Genomic DNA, 17803 nt, shown 5'->3' with positions numbered 1-17803 from the left:
CGGCCGTGGCGATCGCTCGCGTCTGGCTACTTGATGAGGGCAAGGTCGACGGTCCAGACCGGGTTGGTCGTCACCGAGGAGACGCTGGGCGCCATGACCACGTTCTGGGCGGGCTGCAGCAGCGGGATGAACGGGCCGCTCGCGTTGAGCTGCTTCTGCCAGTCGCCGTAGGCCGACGCGCGGTCGGATCCGGTGGCTGCCGCAGCCGCGGTGGCGGCCTTCGTCACCGCATCATCGGCTCCGGCCTTCCAGCCGGCGCGCAGGCCCACGAGCTCGCCGGGCGAGAACACGAGGTAGTTCGAGGGGTCCGGGAAGTCCGGGCCCCAGTACCAGAGGCCGACGGTCTCCTTGCCGTTGCGGTAGGCGTCGAGCTCGGTGGCGACGGGCGCCGGGGCGAGCTGCACGGTGATGCCGACCTCGGCGAGCTGCGCCTGGACGCTCTCGGCGACGTTCTGCAGCGAGAGGCCCTGCACGGTGATGTCGTTGGGGAAGTTCAGGGTGATCTTCTCGCCCGCGTAGCCCGACTTCGCGAGCGCGGCCTTCGCGGCCGCGACATCGCGCTGATTGCCGTCGGCGGCCTTGAGCGCTCCGTCGAAGAGCGAGGGCACGACGCCGCCGGGGCGCACGGATCCCTTGCCCGCAAGGTCGACGATCTTGTCGTAGTCGACACCGAGCTTGAACGCCTTGACGAAGTCCGGGTTGCTCGTCAGCTTGTTGACGGCGGGGTCCTGGTTGAGCAGCAGGAAGATCATGTAGCGCGAGGCGTTGCTCTCGACCTTGACCTTCGAGCCCGAGAGCTCGGCGACCTGGTCGGGGTTGAGGTCGAGCGCAACCTGCGACTCGCCCTTCTCGACGTTGAGCTTCTGCGTCGGACCTTCGACGTTGCGCAGCACGACGCGGCTGTAGGCCGGCTTGTCGCCCTGGTAGTTGGGGTTGGCCTTGAAGACGACCTGCTTCGCCGCGTCGAACGACTCGAGCGTGTAGGGGCCGGAGCCCGCGGACTCGCCGTTGAGGAACGCCTCCGCCTTGTCGTTCGCGTCGCTCGTGCCGCCGTTCTTGGCGACGACCTTCTGGTTGACGACCGACAGCGCCGGGTTCGGCAGGATGTAGGGCAGTGCCGGGTTCGGCTTCGCCGAGGTGAGGGTCAGCGTCTTGTCGCCGGTCTTCTCGATCTTGATGCCGTCGAGCAGGAACGAGGGGTTGCCCTTCACGCCCTGCACGCGCTGCAGCGAGAAGACGGCGTCGTCGACGGTGACCTCGGAGCCGTCGGAGAACTTCGCCCCGCCCTTCATGGTGAGGGTCATGACCGTGTTGTCGGCGTTCATCTCGTAGCTGGCGAGGCCGTCGACCGGCTTGGTGACGTCGCTGCCGGTGAAGGTGAGGAGCGTCTGGTAGAGCGCCTTCGCCACGATCGAGCCGGTGGTCTCGTACTCGCGGTTCGGGTCCGCGGTCTTGAGGTCGAACGAGGCGTCGACCACGAGCGATTTGCCGCTCGCGCCGCCGCCGGCGTTCGGGCCGCCGGCGCAGCCGGTGAGCGCGAGCGCCGTCGCGGCGACCGCCGTCGCGCCGAGGAGGACGCGGGACAGAGAATGCTTCATCGGATCTCCTTGATGATCGAGGGGTCCGCGAACGGACCTGAGTGGAATTATGCTGTGAAGCCGCCGTTTCGTGCTACTCGATCCGCCGGATCGGACGTAACGTTTCGGTCACCCTGCCGAATTTCACCAATTCGTCCAGGATGATGAATGCACGGATCCCAAAGGAGGGACAGAGTGAAGCTCGACGACACCCACCGCCGCATGATCGATCTGCTGCGCCAGGACGGGCGGCTCTCGGTCAACGCGCTCGCCGAGCAGCTCGGCATCTCGCGGTCCAACGCCTACCAGCGCTTCGAACGCCTCATCCAGGCCGGGATCATCACCGGTTTCCGCGCCGACATCGACCCGCGAGCCGTCGGGTTGGGCATCTCCGCGCTCGTCTTCGTCACCCTCGAGCAGGCCCGCTGGACCGAGTTCCGCGAGGCGCTCGCGGAGGTCGAGGAGCTCGAATACTTCGCCGTCACCACCGGCCAGCACGATGCCATGCTGCTGGTGCGCGCAGCCGACGTCGCGGGGATCCACGGCCTCGTGTCGCTCCGCCTCGCGCAGTGGCCGTCGATCAAGTCGACCGAGACGGTGTTCCTCATGGACGAGGCGAGCACCCTCGCGGCGCTCCCGACGGCTCCGGCGCAGACCTCCGCCGCGTCCGAGGAGTTCGACGGGCAGGTCGCCGGCATGACCCGGTTCATCCGCGCGCGCCACGGCGGCGCGCAGGGGTGAGCGGACGGGCTCAGCGGAACCGGTCCGGGCCGCGGAAGTTCAGCGCACCTCGACGCAGACGCTCGTCTCGGGCCCAGCGGCCGAACCGTAGAACTCGGTGAGACGCAGCGCGCCGTCGCCCGTGCGGGAGACGACCGTCACGGCGTTCCCGTGCGTCAGCGCCCCCGAGACCGAGCGGTGGTTGTACGAGAGCCGCACGGTATCGCCCTCGCGCACGCCGGCGAAGCGCCCCTCGACCACGGTATCGCCGGCGTAGTCGCCCCAGACCACGCCGTCGTTCTCGAAGTACGAGAAGCGCGTCGGCTCCGCGGCGACCGTGCTCGTCGAGGAGCTCAGCATCTCGAACACGGTCCCGTCGAGCGGAACCGCGACGCGCTCCCCCTCGATCGCGCTCTCGACGATCTCGATGTGCTCCCGGATCATGGCGTCCCCTCGTGCCTGCACCGCGCGGCCATCGCGTGGGCGCTCCCACGCTAGTGGATCCGCGCCGCCGGGAGCGCGGCCGGGCCCGGGCGCCCCGCCGGACGGGATTCGGGGGAAGCCGTCCGACGGAGCGCTCGGCCCCGGCCGCGCGGTCCCGGCCCGGGTTTCCCCGAACCGGGACCGCACGCGGTCACAGCACCTTCGAGAGGAAGTCTCTCGTGCGCGCCTCGCGCGGATCCACCAGCACCTCGCGCGGCGCCCCCTGCTCGACGACGACGCCCTCGTCCATGAAGGTCACCGTGTCCGCTACCTCGCGGGCGAAGCCGATCTCGTGGGTGACCACGATCATCGTCATGCCGCTGCGCGCGAGCTGCTTCATGACCTCGAGCACCTCGCCGACGAGCTCGGGGTCGAGCGCCGAGGTCGGCTCGTCGAACAGCATCAGCTTCGGGCGCATCGCGAGCGCACGCGCGATCGCGACGCGCTGCTGCTGACCGCCCGAGAGCTCGCTCGGGTAGGCGGCCGCCTTCTCGGAGAGTCCGACCTGGTCGAGCAGTTCCCGGGCGTGGGCCATCGCCACTGACGCCTTCTCGCCCTTCACCGTGATCGGCGAGCACGCGATGTTCTCGAGCGCCGTCATGTGCGGGAAGAGGTTGAAGCGCTGGAACACCATGCCGATGTCACGGCGCTGCGCCGCCGCCTCCTTGGCCGGCAGCTCGTGCAGTTTTCCGCCGCGCTCCCGGAACCCGATCAGCTCGCCGTCGACGCGGATGCTGCCGCCCTCGATGCTCTCGAGGTGGTTGATGCAGCGCAGGAACGTGGACTTGCCCGAGCCCGACGGACCGAGCAGGCAGCTCACCTCGCCCGGCCGCACGCGCATCGACACCCCGCGCAGCACGTGGTTGTGCCCGTACGCCTTGTGGACCTGATCGGCCTCGACCATGAACTCGCTCATGAGACCCTCCCGTTGTCGCCCGTGTCGGCGCCGAACGCCGGCACCACGCTGATCACCTTCGTCACGCCCTTGCCCGCGCGCGGACCCTTCGGCCCGCGGCTCACCCGGCGCACGTGACCCCGCGAGAACCGGCGCTCCAGGAAGTACTGGCCGACCATCATGATCGAGGTGAACGCGATGTACCAGACCGACGCCACGAGCAGCAGCGGAATCGGGTTCAGCGTCTCCGACGAGATGTCGCGGGAGCGGGTGTAGAGATCGAAACTGTAGGGCACGGCCGTGACCAGCGATGTGGTCTTCAGCATGCCGATGATCTCGTTGCCGGTCGGCGGGATGATCACTCGCATGGCCTGCGGCAGCACGACCTTGCGCATGTTCTGCCCCCAGCTCATGCCGAGCGCCGTCGCCGCCTCCGTCTGGCCGGGATCCACGGCGAGCAGGCCCGCTCGCACGATCTCGGCCATGTACGCGGCCTCATTGAGCGCGAGGCCGAGCACCGCGATCCAGAACACGTCGAGCAGGTCGGCGGTGCCGAACGAGAACCAGGGCTGCTGGAACGGGAGCCCGACGGTCACGGTCTTGTAGATCGTGGTGAACAGGCCCCAGAAGACGAGCTGCACGTACACCGGGGTGCCGCGGAAGATCCAGATGAACGCCCAGGCGACGGCGACGAACACCCGGTTCGGGCTCTGCCGCATGACCGCGAGCAGCACGCCGAGGGCGATCGCGACGATCATGGAGTAGGCGGTGAGCTGCAGGGTGATGCCCGCCGACTGCACGATCCGCGGATCGAACAGGTAGGTGCGGAACGCGTTCCAGTCGTAGGCCTCGCGGCCGGCCGCGTCGACGATGACGGCGACGACGGCCAGCAGCAGGACCACGGCGACGACCGTGCGCCACGGGTGCTTCGCGCGCGCGGCGCGGATGCGCACCTCGGGCGGGATCCCGAGGTCGGGAGCGGATGCTCTCATGGTGACGGAGACTCCTGACGGTTACTTGGTGGCGGCGTTGATGGTGATCTTGTCGATCGCGCCCTGCTCGACGCCCCAGTACTTGAGGAGCTTCGAGTAGGTGCCGTCGTCGGACAGATCCTGGACGGCGGCTCGCAGGGCCTCGGCGAACTCGCCGCGATCCTTCTTGACGATCGCGCCCGAGAGCACCTCGTCGTAGATGGGCGAGCCGACCAGCTTGCCCTTGCTGAGCTTCACGGCGTAGCTCGTGACGGGCGAGTCCGAGACCATCGCGTCGGCGCGACCGAGGGTCAGCGCCGCGGTCTGCTCGTCCTGGGTGTCGTAGCCGAGGATCTCGATCTTGCCCTTGCCCGCGGCGTCGCACTTCTTCTGCACGGCGGGCAGGTAGTCGAGGATCGCGGAGCCGCCGTTCTGGGCGCCGACCTTCATGCCGCAGACCTGCAGCTCCTCGGTGATGGGCTTGTCCTTCGGCGAGGCGAACTGGTTGCCGGCCTTGAAGAAGTCGATGATGTCCATCGTCTCCTGGCGCATCTTCGAGTCGTAGTAGCCGCCGATGCCGAGGTCGTACTTCTCGCCGAGGATGCTCGGCACGATGTTGTCGAACTTCGCGACGCGGTACTCGGTCTCGAGCCCGAGCTTCTTCGCCGCGGCGTTCATGAGATCGACCTCCCAGCCGATCGGCTTGCCGTTCTTGTCCTTGAACTCGTTCGGCGCGTAGGTCGGGTCGACGCCGATGATGATCTTGCCGGCCTTCGAGACCTCGGCTGGGACCTTCTCTGCGGCGTCCTTGTTCACCGTGATCTTGGTGAGGTCGACGCCGGTCTGGTCGCCGCTCTTCTTGTCGTCGACCTGCGGCGCGCAGGCCGCGAGGCTCGTGATGGCGACCGCCGTGACGGCGGCGAGGGCGAGGGTGCGCTTCAGCGACATGGGGTGCTCCTTTGCGTGGTGTGCGGAAGTGGGTGGTGGTCCGGGGCGGGCCGGGGCCCGCGATCTATCGGGCCGGGTCGGCCGGATCGGGCGACCCGATCGGGTCGGTCGCGCGGAAGACGGATCGACCGCGCGAGAAGGTCTCGACCGTGCAGGTGCGCGCGATCTCGGAGACGGGGGCGGCGAAGGGATTGCGGTCGACCACGGTCAGGTCGGCGGCGAAGCCCGGGGCGATTGTGCCGACCTCGTGCTCCCATCCGTTGATCTCGGCGCCGCCGCGCGTGTAGGCGCGGAGCGCCTCGCCGAGACCGAGGCGCTCCCCGGGCACGAACACGCGCTCGTTGCGGTCGGGGTGCCCCTCGGGGTGCTGCCGGTTCACGGCCACGTGGATCCCGAGCCAAGGGTCCGCGGTGGTCACGGGCCAGTCGGATCCGGCGACGAGCTGCCCCTCGGCGTCCGCGATGCTGCGGAAGGGGTACTGCCACTCGGTGCGGTCCTCGCCGATGAGCGGCACGTTGAGGTCGACCATCTGCGGGTCGTACGACGCCCAGAGCGCCTGCATGTTCGCGGCGACGCGCAGCGCGCCGAAGCGGGTCACGTCGTCGGGGTGCACCATCTGCAGGTGCGCGATGTGGTGCGTCGCCCCCGTGTCGCCGTTCGCGGCGCGCGCCGCGGCGACCGCATCGAGGCACTCGGAGACCCCGCGGTCGCCGATGGCGTGGAAGTGCGCCTGCAGACCGTTTGCGTCGAAGCGCGTCACGATCCGGTTCAGCAGTTCGGGCTCGACGAACGAGATGCCGGTGTCCCCGGCGTCGCCGCACGCGCAACCTGCCGCGAGGTAGGGGACGCTGACGGCCGCGGTCCGGTTCTCGACCACGCCGTCCTGCATGATCTTGATCGTCGTGATGCGGAAGCGGTCCCCCTGGAACTCGCGGCGCACGGCTTCGAGCTCGGGGATCTGCTCCTCGCCGCGGGTGCGGTCCCACCAGAGGGCCCCGTTGACGCGGGCGTGCAATTCGTCGCGCTCGATGGCCTCGCGGTAGACATCCACCTCCTGCGCGCTGTGGTTGCCGTAGTCGCCGATCAGCGCGTCCTGCCAGCCGGTGATCCCGAAGGCGTGCAGGTACTCCTGCGCGGACATGAGCGCCGCGTACATATCGGCGTGCGTCGGCTCGGGGGCGAGGCCGAGCACCAGCATGCGGGCGCCCTCGTGCAGCGTGCCCGTCGGCTCGCCGTCCGCGTCGCGCTCGATGGTGCCGTCGGCGGGATCCGGGGTGTCCCGGGTGATGCCCGCGAGCCGCAGAGCGGCGGTGTTCACCCAGGTGCTGTGGTGGTCGCGGTTCGAGATCGCCATCGGCCGGTCGGAGCAGATCGCGTCGAGGTCGGCGGCCAAGGGGAACCCTCCGGGGAAGGCGGCCATCTGCCAGCCGCCGCCGAGGATCCAGGGCGCGTCGGGATTCGCCTCGACGTAGGCCCGCACCGTCGCGAGGTAGTCCTCGCGCGTCCAGCCGTCCGAGAGGTCGCAGCCGAGGCGCTCGAGGCCGCCCTCGACGGGGTGCACGTGCGAGTCGATGAGGCCGGGCAGCAGCAGCCCGCCGCTCAGGTCGACCACGCGGGTCTCCGGACCGATCATCGCCGCCACCTCGTCGATGCCCACGGCCGCGATCCGGTCGCCGATCACTCCGACGTCGGTGCGCACCGGATCGGCGCCGCTGCCGTCGAAGACCTCGCCGCCGGTGAAGGCGATCGTGAGCTGCTGCATGGGTTCCCGCTTCGTCGGGATCGAGTCGCTGCTGCGGGGCCGGGCGGCCGAGCATCATCGCTCAATCGTTTTAGGTTAATCGTTTGAGTGGAAGATAGCATTGGAGTCGAACAGCCCGCAAGCCGCCGAACGAGGAGCACGCAGATGACCACCACCCTCGCCGACGTCGCGCGGGAGGTCGGCGTCTCGACTGCGGCGGCCTCCCTCGCGATGAACGGCAAGCCCGGCGTCTCGGCCGCGACGCGCGACCGGGTGCTCGAGGCCGCCCACCGGCTCGGCTACCGCCCCAACCCCGCGGGCCGCGCCCTGCGCAGCTCCCGCGCGGGCGCCATCGGCCTCTACCTGCCGAACTCCGCCGTGCACTTCGGTTACTACACCGAAGCCACCAACGGCGTCGCCGAGGCCCTGCACCGCAGCGGGATCCCCCTGCTCGTGCTGCCCAACGCGGCCCACGGCGCGCGCCTCGACACCTTCCCCGCCGTCGACGGATACCTCATGATCGAGCCGCACTCCGACGACCCCGGCGTCGCCGAGATCCTCGCCCAGGACCTGCCGGTCGTCACCGGCGACCGGCCCCCGCGCGGCTTCGGCGACCCCTGGGGCGTCGTCGAATCCCCCAACGGGGAGCTCGTGCGCACCGTCTTCGACCGGTTCCTCGCGGGCGGTGCGAAGCGGCCCGGCATGATCCAGATCGAGCGGGTCTCGGAGTGGACCCTCGAGCTCGAGGCCTCCTACTTGGCCTGGTGCGCCGAGCACGGCCTCGAACCGCGCATCGCCGAGGTCGGATTCCACGACTCGAACGAGGAGATCCTGCGCTCCCTCGCCGGTTTCTTCGACGAGACCTCGGGGTGCGACGCCGTGCTCACCGCTGGCGACGGCATCGCGGTGCGCATCGCCGGGATCCTGCGCTCCCTCGGCAAGCGCGTCGGTACCGATGTCCGCCTCATCTCGGGCGTCGACAGCCCGCTCATGGAGTTCCACACCCCGTCCATCACCGCCGTCGACCTGCAGCCCCGCGAGTTCGGGCGTGCCTGCGCCGAGCTGCTGCTCGAGCTGCTCGACGCGGAGCGCCCCGAGCGCCCGATCCGCCGCACCGTCCCGGCGCCGCTCGTGGAGCGCGCCTCCGGCTGAGCGAACACGATTCGCACGCGCCCCGGCCCCGCTCCCGCCGCTCCCGGCAAGACCCCACTCGTCCTCCACACATCGAAGGGCGGCAAACTCGCCGAATCAAACCTGATTCCACGCGTATGCCGCCACTCGACGCAGCGCAGCCGTCCGAAACCCCGATCCGGTCAGGCATGCTCCGCAGCTGCGAGCCCGGACACCCCGCGACGCGCCGGGATCGCCGCCGTGCGGGTGCTAGCGTGAAGCATCGACCGCTGGGGGAAACGCGGAAGGGGCAGCGATGACCGAGACCACCGACGCTCAGCTCTGCGCGGATGCGCGCGCCTGGGCGGCCCAGGACCCCGACCCCGAGACACGCGCCGAGGCCGAGGCCCTCGCCGACGCGGCCGAGGCCGGCCACGAGGAGGCGCGAGCCGAGCTGCGCGATCGCTTCGACGGCCGTCTGGGCTTCGGTACCGCGGGACTGCGCGCGGAGCTCGGCGCCGGGCCCCGACGCATGAACCGGGTCGTCGTCTCGCAGACGAGCGCCGGTTTCGCCGCGTATCTGCGTGACCGCGCGACGCGCGGCGAGACGACGAGCCCGCCCACCGCGGTGGTCGGTTACGACGGCCGCGTGGGCTCCGAGGTGTTTGCGCGGGACACCGCCGAGGTGCTCGCCGGAGCAGGGATCCGCGTCACCCTCCTGCCGGAGGCCGGGCCCACCCCGCTCACCGCGTTCGCCGTGCGCCACCTCGACGCGTCGGCCGGTGTGATGATCACCGCCAGCCACAACCCGCCCCGCGACAACGGCTACAAGGTCTACCTCGGCGACGCCGACGGCGGATCCCAGATCGCGCCGCCCGTCGACGCCGAGATCGCGGCCCGCATCGCGGTCGCCGCCGAACGGCCGTTCACCGAGATCGCCCGCGGCACCGGGGTCACGATCGCCGGACCGGAGCTCGCCGATGCGTACGTGCGCGAGACCGCGGCCGCGGTCGTCGCGGGGATCGCGCCCGAGGCCGAGTCCGACCTCACCGCCTCGCTCACGGTCGTCTACACCGCCATGCACGGCGTCGGCGCCGAGCTCGGTCGCCGCGTGTTCTCGGCGGCGGGCCTCCCGCACGTGGTGCCGGTGCCCGAGCAGGACCGCCCAGACGGCGAGTTCCCGACCCTCGCGTTCCCGAACCCCGAGGAGGAGGGCGCGCTCGACTTCGCCTACGCGCTCGCGAGCGACGTCGGCGCCGACCTGATCGTCGCGCACGACCCCGACGCCGACCGGCTGGGTCTCGCGGCCCCGGATCCGGCGAACGGGGGCGCCTACCGCCGCCTCAGCGGCAACGAGCTCGGCCTGCTGCTCGGCTGGCGCGCCGCCGAACGACGGCTGCGCGAGGCCGAGCGCGACGCCCTCCCCGTCTCGGGTGCGCTCGCGAACACGATCGTCTCCTCGCCGGCGCTCGGCGCCGTGGCGCGAGCGCACGGGCTCGGCATCGTCGAGACGCTGTCGGGGTTCAAGTGGGTGTCGCGCGTGCCCGACCTGGTGTTCGGCTACGAGGAGGCGCTGGGCTATCTGCCGTTCCCCGGGGTCGTCCGCGACAAGGACGGGATCCAGGCGAGCGCCGACGCGATCGCGATGGTGCGCGAGCTCGCCGCGCAGGGGCGCACCGTGTGGGATCGGCTCGACGAGGCCTCGGAACGTTTCGGGCACTTCGCGAGCGCTCAGGTCGTGGTGCGGCTCGACGGCATCGACCGGGTGGAGCGGCTGGCCGAGCTGATCCGGCAGGATCCGCCGACCGAGTTCGACGGCGTCGAGGTGAAGCGCTTCGTCGATCTCCGCGCGCCCGGCGCGGCCGAGGTCCCGGCGAACGTGCTCCGTTTCGACCTCTCCGGCGGGTCCCGGATCATGATCCGGCCGAGCGGAACCGAGCCGAAGCTCAAGATCTACCTCGACGCCCGGTCGGGTAAGGGGTCCGTGGCCGAGCGACGACGCAAGGCCGAGAAGCGTCTGCGGCGCCTCGAGGCCGCGATCCGCGAGCACCTCGACGGATTGCAGGCGGAGTCGGCGTGAGCACGCTCGAGCGCTGGTCGCCCGGCCGCGCGGCGGCCTGGCTCCGGCGTCCATCGCCCGAGGACCACAAATACCGGCGCGGCGTGCTCGCCGCGCGCACGGGTTCGGCGCAGTATCCCGGTGCCGCCGTGATCGGCGTCTCGGCCGCGTGGCGCACCGGCATCGGCATGGTCCGGTACGTCCCGCCGCTCGAGGACGCGCCTCGGGATCTGCCGGCACCGGCCGCGGCCGTGCTCGTCCGGCACCCCGAGACCGTGCTCGGCGCGGGACGCTGCGACGCCTGGCTGCTCGGATCGGGCACCGATCCGAGCACGCGCACGGCCGCAGAGGAGGCCGCGGTCGTCGAGCTGCTGCGCAGCGGCACCCCGGCCGTCGTCGACGCGGGGGCGCTCGATCTCGTCGCACGCGTCGCCGGCGAGACGGGCCCGCTGATCCTCACTCCGCACCTCGGAGAGTTCGAGCGGCTGCACCGCGGCGCCCCGCTCCCGGACGACGGCTCGCCGGGCGGCATCGCGCGACGCGGCGAGGCCGCCGTCGCCCTCGCGACCGAGCTCGGCGCCGCCGTGCTGCTCAAGGGATCCGTCTCGATCTGCGCGGGTCCGGATGGTCGCGCGATCGCGCACGGCCCGTCGACGCCCTGGCTCGCGACCGCGGGGACGGGCGACGTGCTCGCCGGGATCCTCGGCGCGCTCGTGGCGACGCACGCGGAACGACTGCGCGAGCGCCCCGCGGCTCTGGTCGAGCTCGGCGCGACCGCGGCCCTGCTGCACGACTCCGCCGCACGCATCGCGGCGAGCGACCCGGCGGGCGACGGCGCAGGCTCCCCCATCACCGCGCTCGACGTCGTCGCCGCGCTGCCCCGCGCGTTCCGCGCGGTGAGCGCGGCGGGGACCGGCGCCGGCGCCACCGCGGGCTGAGCGAGCGGTTCGGCCGGGTCGGCGGTCCCGGCACGCTCGCCCGCGGGGACGCCCGCGGAGACGCCGACGGGCCAGCCGGGATCGCTCCCGGCCGGCCCGTCTCAGCCTCGCCGTCCTACTGCTCGGCGCGGCGTCGCCTCAGCAGCAGCACGCCACCGGCACCGATCGCGAGCAGCGCCGCGATGGCCAGCCCGAACAGGCTCTGACCACCGGTCACGACGAGATCCGGTTTCGCGGCCTTCGCCGGAACCTTCACGAGCGCCGTGTCCTGCGCCGAGACCTTGGCGTCCAGCTCGGTCTTGCCCGAGACGGTCGCCGTGTTCTTCACCTGCGTCCCGAGCATGGCCTCGGTCACGGGCAGTTCGGCGGTCGCGGTGACCGTCTCGCCCGGGGCGAGCACGCCCGGCTTGCCCGGCCACGCGTACTCGATCGAGCCGAGACCCGGCAGGCGGTCCTCGATCTTCACGCCGGTCACGGTGACGTTGCCCGTGTTCTTCGCGGTGAACGAGTAGCGGATGGTGCGCTGGTCCTTCGACAGCGCGCCGTGCTTCTCGAGCGAGATCGACGGAGCCTGGCCGAACCCGAGCTGCGCCGAGTCATCGGCCTTCACTCCGGTTCCGGCGGGATCGGTGCCCGTCGCGGTCGCGGTGTTGGTCAGCGACCCGGCATCGATGTGCGCCTGCGTGAGCGTCAGCTTCGCGGTGGCGCGCACCTGCTGGCCCGGCAGCAGCGTGCCCGGCTTCGCCGGATCCGGCCACGCGCCGAACTCGATCGCGGACAGCCCCGCGAGCCCGTCGGAGAGCTTCACATCGTGCAGCGTCGACTTGCCGGCGTTGGTGATGGTGAAGGCGTAGTCGACCGTTCCGCCGGCCGCGGCGCGACCCTGGGGGCCGGTCGCGGTCTTCTGCAGGTCGATCAGCGGGCGGTTGTCGAACGGCAGGGTCACCGAGTCGCCATCGCTCACCGAGCCCCCGTCGGGCGCGGTGCCCGTCGCGGTCGCCTCGTTCTTCAGCGCGCCGGCATCGATGTGCGCCTGCGTGAGCGTCAGATCGGCGGTCGCGCGCACCTCCTGGCCCGGCAGCAGCGTGCCCGGCTTCGCCGGATCCGGCCACGCACCGAACTGGATCCCGGACAGCCCCGCGAGCTGATCCTTCACCTGCACATCGCTCAGCGTCACCGAACCGGTGTTCTTCACGGCGAACGAGTAGTGCACGGTGTCACCGGCGACCGCATCGGCCGGGTCGGTGCCCGACCCGATCGTCGCGGTCTTGTCGAGCGAGATCCCCGACGTGGTGGGCAGCACAACGCGGGCCGTCGCGTCCGAGGACACGGTGGTGCTCGGCACCGCCGAGTCTCCCTCGGCCTTGGCCGTGTTCACGGCGACGCCGGCATCGATCTGCGCCTGCGTCAGCGGCGAGGTCGCCGTCGCGGTGACCGTCTCCCCCGTGCCGAGCACGCCCGGCTGGGCGGCGTTCGGCCACTGCACGAAGCCGATCGAGCTGATGCCCGGGAGCGCGTCGCTGATGCGCACGTTCTCGAGGCGCGTGTTGCCGGTGTTCGTGACGGTGAAGGTCCAGGTGACGGGCTGGCCCGCCTCGATCTTCGCCGGCGCGACGCCCGACTTCTCGAGCTTCAGGCTCGGGACGTTGTCGCGGAACCCGAAGTCCTGGCCCGCGAGGTCGGAGCCCGCGAGCACCTTGACCGTGCCCGACCGGCCGTTCGAGCCGTTCGCCGGGGCCGCCGTGTTCGACCAGGCGCCGCTGGTAGCGGGCAGGGTCGACATGTCGACGCGGATCAGGTAGTCGCCGGAGGTCCGGTTCGGGAAGGCGTACCCGCCGCTCGCGTCGCTCGTGGTCTCCGCGAGCACGGTCGCGCCGTCGCCGCTCAGCAGTTCGACCTTCGCGCCCGGGATCGCCTGCTCGCCGACCTCGCGCGCGCCGTTGCCATTGGCGTCGTTCCACACCGTACCGGTGATGGTGCTGCTCTGGATCCGGACGTCGACGGGAGCGCCGGCCGGCAGCGCGGTGGCGCCGTCCATGAGCGAACCGGTCACGGTGTTGCGCAGCACGTCGCCGTTCACCGCGTCGGGCGCCTTCAGGCTGTAGCTGAGAGTGCCGACGCTCTTCTGCCCTGCGACGAAGTCGCTGATCGAGACGCGGAGCGCGGTGGCCGCGGCGATCTCCGCGGGCGTCGCCTGCGCGTAGTCGATCCACGTCACACCGTCGGCCGGCGCGGTGCCCGCGCTGCCCGTCCGGATCGCGGGATCGGTGGTGAGCTGCAGCTTCGCCCCAGTCGCGCCGTCGGCGCTGAGCGATGCCGCGTTCAGCGTGACCGCGCCGTGCACCGAGGTACCCCGCGGGTCCCCGTTGTAGGGCAGCACGTCGACGAAGGCGCTCTTGCCGCGCGAGGTCGAGAGGAAGTTGAACCAGGTCACGTCGTAGGTGGCGAGCGAGCCGCGCTCGATCACCGGCGACTTGGTCGCCTTCTCGACGCGGGCCACGTTGAGCTGCGACGCGTACATGATCGCGCTCGTGGAGGCGGCGGGGCCGCCGTTCGCCGCGAAGATGCCGTCGGCACGGATCTCGGCGTAGTTGTCGAACGCGGAGTTCGCCGGCGCCACCTGCGAGGTGCCGATCGAGAAGGTGATCGGTGCCAGCGGATCCGCGTACTTCGCCTGCCCCTGGTAGGCGAACGACACCATGGTTCGGTTCCCGTTGCCGCAGCCGTTCGGCGTGATCGCCGCGACCTTCCACTTGCTCGTGTCGAGCGAGTCGAAGTTCAGCGTGTTCGGCAGCGTGTTCGCCGGCAGGCAGTCGGCCACGACCACGTTCGGGATCGTCAGCGCGCTGGCGTCGTCGGGTGCGAGACCGGTCGCGAGCCCCGTGAGCTGCGGCGTGATCGTGTAGCGCACCGACTGGCCGGCGTTCAGGTACACCGTCTCGGGCTTCTGCACCTCACCGCTCGAGTCGAGCACGACGCCCTTCTTCGCGATCGCGGCGCCGCCGGCGCGCACGTAGAGGTCGCGGGCGATGGCGCCCGGCGCGGCCGGCGAGACCGTCTGCGCCGATCCGGTCAGCAGGATCCGCGCGAGGTCGTTGGTGCCGGCCGCTGGCAGCGGACGCACGACGGTGAAGTGCGGAACCGCCTGCCAGCGGTAGCGCGAGAAGTCGGAGGGGCCGGTGCCCGGATCGAACACCCCGCCGTTGCCGATGTACTCGTAGCGGATGCCGGTGACGGTGTTCACATCGCCGGTGAAGCCGGTGCGCGGCACCCAGTTCGGGCTCGCGTTGTCGACCGCATCGGTCGTGTAGTACACGCGGTAGTCGGTGCCCTCGGTGCTCGGCTTCGCGGCACCGGTGGTCGGGTCGAACGCGGTGACCTCGTCGGCGACGCTCGGGTCGAGCACCGCGTCCGCGGGGTTCCACCGCTGGATCAGGTTGAGCCCCTTCGCCGGAGTCGGCACCATGGTGTCCGTGCCGGCCGGCTTCGTGATCGCGGGGATGTACCGGACATTGCCGCCGAACTTCGAACCGGGCAGTACGCCGTAGCCGTTGACGGCCTGGTTGCTGTTCTTCGGCTGCACGAGGTCGTACCAGAGCTGCGCGCCCCAGCCGCCGTCGATCGGATCCTTCACCTCGTAGTTGCGCACCTGGGTGTTGTTGGTGTTGGTCCAGTCGCTCAGCGGAGTGCCGTCGGCGCTCTTCCAGTCGGCGCCGGCGGGCTTCGAAACGGTGTTCGACATGACGAGGGGGAAGGAGCCCGCGGCCGTCGTGTTCGGGACCTGCGAGCGCGGAATCCAGATGTTCACGTCGGTCCAGACCGACGGAGCATCCGGAATGCTGTCGAAGACGACCTGGAACTTCCCGCTCGCGGCGTCGACGTTCTGCAGCTTCACGTCGAGCCCCGGGTGGGACTTGTTGCCCAGGGTGATGGCCTGGCCGCTGCCCAGCGCGTTCGCGCCGTTCTTGGTGAGCGTGAAGGCATCGTCGATCGCCATCGGGCCCTGCCACTTGAACGGCAGGTCGCCGATTCCGGTGCCGTACTGCAGCTCGACGTAGAAGGAGTGGCGCAGCGCCGGCTCGGGGCCGTTGCCGAAGTCGTAGGTCCCCTCGGCCGCGACGCCGCCGGTGCGCCCGCCCTTGACCAGGTCCATGCGCTCCGCGCCGACCGTGGTCAGCGTGCTGGGAGAGCCGGTCGCCGGAACCGTCTTCGTCCCGGCACCGTCGGTCACCGACAGTTCGGGCGCGTAGACGGCGTTCACCGCGGCCTGGGTCCGGTTCACCACGGCGGTGGGCGACCGGAACTCGATGATCTGCGTACCTGCGGCTCCGACGCTCGAGGAGAGGTGCAGCGTCAGGGTGCGGCCGTCGGGCGAGACCTCGAACGAGGAGGTGTAGCCGTTGAGCCCGCCCGGGTTCTGCATGCCCGAGGTGACGAGCGACTGCTGATCCCAGCTCCAGCCCTCAGGGAGCGTCTGCGTGAGCACGCCGTCCGTGAGCTCGTTGACGGTCACCGACCATGCGAAGCTCGCACGGTTGCCCACCGCGACCTTTCCGTCGGTGGCGGAGGTGTCGCCCGGCACGTTGCTCGTGCCGTCGTTCACGATGGTGATCGCGGCCTCGCGGATCTCGCCGGCCGCGGCCTGCGCAGCAGCGGGCGCGAATGCGATCGCGCCCATCAGCACCGTCAGCGCCGAGACGAGCATCGCGAGCACGCGACTGCGCATGCCCGGCGACCGCGGTCCCGTCGTTTCCAATGGTTTCATCGTCGTGTTTCCCTTCCCCACGGCCCCTCGGCCGCTCCCCACGGCCTTCCGGCCGCCACGTAGATGCGCCCGGCCCCCGACGGTCCTGCTAGGGGGAGAGGAACCGGCGGAGACCGGGCACTCTCATAACACGGGGGATCCGTCGTTTCATGACGCGAGTTTCCGAAATTCTTTCTTTCGGCGTGTCGCGGGTACCATCGACACTGCAGACGGCGGCGGTCGGAACATTCCGGTCCGCAGCTGGCAGGGGGAGGACCGGATCGGCACACGCCGGGCGGTCTTGCAGTCAATGCACAAGGGGGACTTCTGCTGCCATGCCGAACCTCGGTTCACCATCGCACGACCGCGACGATCCGGCTCTGCTCGAAGCGAGCCGCGCCGGAGACACCGCGGCATTCGCCGAGCTCTGGAGCCGGCACTCGGCCGCGGGCCGGGTCGCCGCGCGCAGCCTCGCACCGCACCTCGACGCCGACGACCTCGTCTCGGAGGCGTACCTCAAGATCCTCGCGCTCGTGCGCGACGGGCGCGGCCCGACCGGCGCGTTCCGCCCGTATCTGTACCGGGTGATCAAGACGACGGCGGCCGACATGGACCGCGGCTCGGTCGAGCAGGACGCCGAACCCGAGATGGTCCCCACCCCGGAGTCCGAGATTCCCGGCGCCGATGAGGTGTTCGACCACGACACCGTCGCGCGCGCGTTCACCACGCTGAACGAGCGCTGGCAGGCGGTGCTCTGGTACACCGAGGTCGAGGGGCTGCCGCCCCGCGAGATCGCATCGATCCTCGGGGTGTCCCCCAACGGCGTCTCGGCGCTCGCGGTGCGCGCCCGCAAGGCGCTGCGCACCGCGTGGATCGATGCCCACGTCGAGCAGGACGTCGTGTCGGAGGAGTGCGCCTCGACGCGCAAACTGCTGCAGCGCTACGGCCAGCATCGGCTGACTCCGGGCAAGCGTCGCGCGGTCGAGGCCCACCTCGACGACTGCGCCGCGTGCCGCAGTGCGTCCGAGGAGCTGCGGGTGCTCGACCTCGACCTGGCTCGCACGCTCGCCATCGCCCTGCTGGGCTTCGGCGGAACCGGCGCGCTGCTCGCGGCGCTCGGGCACGGCACCGCGGCCGCCGGAGGCACCGCCGCCGCCGCCGCGCTCGGCTCCTCGGCAGGCTCCGGCGCGACCGGAGCGGCCGGAGCCGGCGCGACCGGTGGGGCGAGCGGTGCGGTGGGCGGCGGTGCGACCGCCGCGACCAGCACCGGACTGCTCGCCGGGGTCGCGACTCCCGTGGCGATCGTCGCGACCGTGGGCGTCGCAGCCGCGGCCGCGATCACCGGGGCGGTGATGTTCTCGCCCACGGCGACCGGATCCCGGCCGACCGAGCCCAGCTCGAGCACCGCGGAGCGGACGCCCGGACGGAGTTCGAAGCCCGCCTCGCCGTCGCGGTCGCCCGAGCGGAAGCCCACCGGCCAGCCGACGACCTCACCGGCACCGTCGCCGAACGGCGGTACGACAGCGGAAGCCGTTGCGGCCGCGCGCGGCGCAACGGCTTCCGCTGTCGTACCGCCGTTCGGCGACGGTGCCGGTGAGGTCGTCGGCTGGCCGGTGG

General features: G+C 71.2%; 12 protein-coding genes. 5 read left to right on the top strand and 7 right to left on the bottom strand.

Annotated features, from left to right (window positions below; all coding sequences use genetic code 11):
* Window positions 1–26: 26 nt before the first annotated feature.
* On the bottom strand, window positions 27–1598 hold the full coding sequence (locus BMH31_RS09060) for an ABC transporter substrate-binding protein (protein WP_099724098.1): 1572 nt from the start codon (window positions 1596–1598) through the stop codon (window positions 27–29).
* A 174-nt stretch (window positions 1599–1772) separates the two neighbouring features.
* On the opposite strand from BMH31_RS09060, the gene BMH31_RS09055 reads away from it, so the two are divergent.
* On the top strand, window positions 1773–2318 hold the full coding sequence (locus BMH31_RS09055; RefSeq protein ID WP_199068291.1) for an Lrp/AsnC family transcriptional regulator: 546 nt from the start codon (window positions 1773–1775) through the stop codon (window positions 2316–2318).
* 39 nt (window positions 2319–2357) lie between these two features.
* Here BMH31_RS09055 and BMH31_RS09050 read toward each other — a convergent pair whose 3' ends face one another.
* From BMH31_RS09050 to BMH31_RS09030, 5 genes are all read right to left on the bottom strand, one after another.
* Window positions 2358–2741 carry a hypothetical protein gene (locus BMH31_RS09050; protein ID WP_099724100.1) on the bottom strand — a complete coding sequence of 128 codons (384 nt, stop codon included), beginning with the start codon at window positions 2739–2741 and terminating at the stop codon, window positions 2358–2360.
* Window positions 2742–2931: 190 nt separating this feature from the next.
* On the bottom strand, window positions 2932–3696 hold the full coding sequence (locus BMH31_RS09045; RefSeq protein ID WP_275066538.1) for an amino acid ABC transporter ATP-binding protein: 765 nt from the start codon (window positions 3694–3696) through the stop codon (window positions 2932–2934).
* Window positions 3693–4667 carry an amino acid ABC transporter permease gene (locus tag BMH31_RS09040; protein WP_099724101.1) on the bottom strand — a complete coding sequence of 325 codons (975 nt, stop codon included), beginning with the start codon at window positions 4665–4667 and terminating at the stop codon, window positions 3693–3695. The genes BMH31_RS09045 and BMH31_RS09040 overlap by 4 nt, the downstream gene beginning before the upstream one ends.
* Before the next feature lie 21 nt (window positions 4668–4688).
* Window positions 4689–5594 (bottom strand): ABC transporter substrate-binding protein, encoded by a 906-nt coding sequence (locus BMH31_RS09035; RefSeq protein WP_099724102.1) that lies wholly within the window; start codon window positions 5592–5594, stop codon window positions 4689–4691.
* A 64-nt stretch (window positions 5595–5658) separates the two neighbouring features.
* Window positions 5659–7356: an amidohydrolase gene (locus BMH31_RS09030; protein ID WP_099724103.1), complete on the bottom strand. Its 1698-nt coding sequence runs from the start codon at window positions 7354–7356 to the stop codon at window positions 5659–5661.
* A gap of 144 nt (window positions 7357–7500) precedes the next feature.
* Here BMH31_RS09030 and BMH31_RS09025 point away from each other — a divergent pair, with 144 nt between their 5' ends.
* The 3 genes from BMH31_RS09025 (at window position 7501) to BMH31_RS09015 (ending at window position 11442) form a co-directional block, all read left to right on the top strand.
* Window positions 7501–8487, top strand: coding sequence for a LacI family DNA-binding transcriptional regulator (locus tag BMH31_RS09025; RefSeq protein WP_099724104.1), 987 nt, complete (start codon window positions 7501–7503; stop codon window positions 8485–8487).
* A 274-nt stretch (window positions 8488–8761) separates the two neighbouring features.
* Complete coding sequence (locus BMH31_RS09020) at window positions 8762–10525, top strand: phospho-sugar mutase (protein WP_099724105.1); 1764 nt, start codon at window positions 8762–8764, stop codon at window positions 10523–10525.
* Window positions 10522–11442, top strand: a complete 921-nt coding sequence (locus BMH31_RS09015) for an ADP/ATP-dependent (S)-NAD(P)H-hydrate dehydratase (protein ID WP_099724106.1) — start codon at window positions 10522–10524, stop codon at window positions 11440–11442. Before BMH31_RS09020 ends, BMH31_RS09015 begins: the two co-directional genes overlap by 4 nt.
* Window positions 11443–11557: 115 nt before the next feature.
* Here the strand turns inward: BMH31_RS09015 and BMH31_RS09010 are convergent, their stop codons facing one another.
* Entirely contained in the window at window positions 11558–16207 is a 4650-nt protein-coding gene (locus BMH31_RS09010; protein ID WP_143469834.1) for an SdrD B-like domain-containing protein, read from the bottom strand.
* 314 nt (window positions 16208–16521) lie between these two features.
* Between BMH31_RS09010 and BMH31_RS09005 the strand changes: the two genes are divergently transcribed.
* Window positions 16522–17803 (top strand): sigma-70 family RNA polymerase sigma factor (locus BMH31_RS09005; protein WP_158234991.1); only part of this gene is annotated, 1282 nt, incomplete at its 3' end.

Origin of the sequence: Leucobacter sp. OLIS6, from assembly GCF_002752355.1 — a bacterium.
Taxonomy (GTDB): Bacteria; Actinomycetota; Actinomycetes; order Actinomycetales; family Microbacteriaceae; genus Leucobacter.
The sequence above is the reverse complement of the archived record's forward strand: the minus strand, read 5'-3'. Positions and strand labels throughout refer to the sequence as shown.

Excerpts from the sequence above, each read along its gene's own strand:
- BMH31_RS09060 (WP_099724098.1), bottom strand. The coding sequence starts at position 1,598 with ATGAAGCATTCTCTGTCCCGCGTCCTCCTCGGCGCGACGGCGGTCGCC.
- BMH31_RS09050 (WP_099724100.1), bottom strand. The coding sequence starts at position 2,741 with ATGATCCGGGAGCACATCGAGATCGTCGAGAGCGCGATCGAGGGGGAG.
- BMH31_RS09045 (WP_275066538.1), bottom strand. The coding sequence starts at position 3,696 with ATGAGCGAGTTCATGGTCGAGGCCGATCAGGTCCACAAGGCGTACGGG.
- BMH31_RS09040 (WP_099724101.1), bottom strand. The coding sequence starts at position 4,667 with ATGAGAGCATCCGCTCCCGACCTCGGGATCCCGCCCGAGGTGCGCATC.
- BMH31_RS09035 (WP_099724102.1), bottom strand. The coding sequence starts at position 5,594 with ATGTCGCTGAAGCGCACCCTCGCCCTCGCCGCCGTCACGGCGGTCGCC.
- BMH31_RS09030 (WP_099724103.1), bottom strand. The coding sequence starts at position 7,356 with ATGCAGCAGCTCACGATCGCCTTCACCGGCGGCGAGGTCTTCGACGGC.
- BMH31_RS09025 (WP_099724104.1), top strand. The coding sequence starts at position 7,501 with ATGACCACCACCCTCGCCGACGTCGCGCGGGAGGTCGGCGTCTCGACT.
- BMH31_RS09020 (WP_099724105.1), top strand. The coding sequence starts at position 8,762 with ATGACCGAGACCACCGACGCTCAGCTCTGCGCGGATGCGCGCGCCTGG.
- BMH31_RS09010 (WP_143469834.1), bottom strand. The coding sequence starts at position 16,207 with ATGAAACCATTGGAAACGACGGGACCGCGGTCGCCGGGCATGCGCAGT.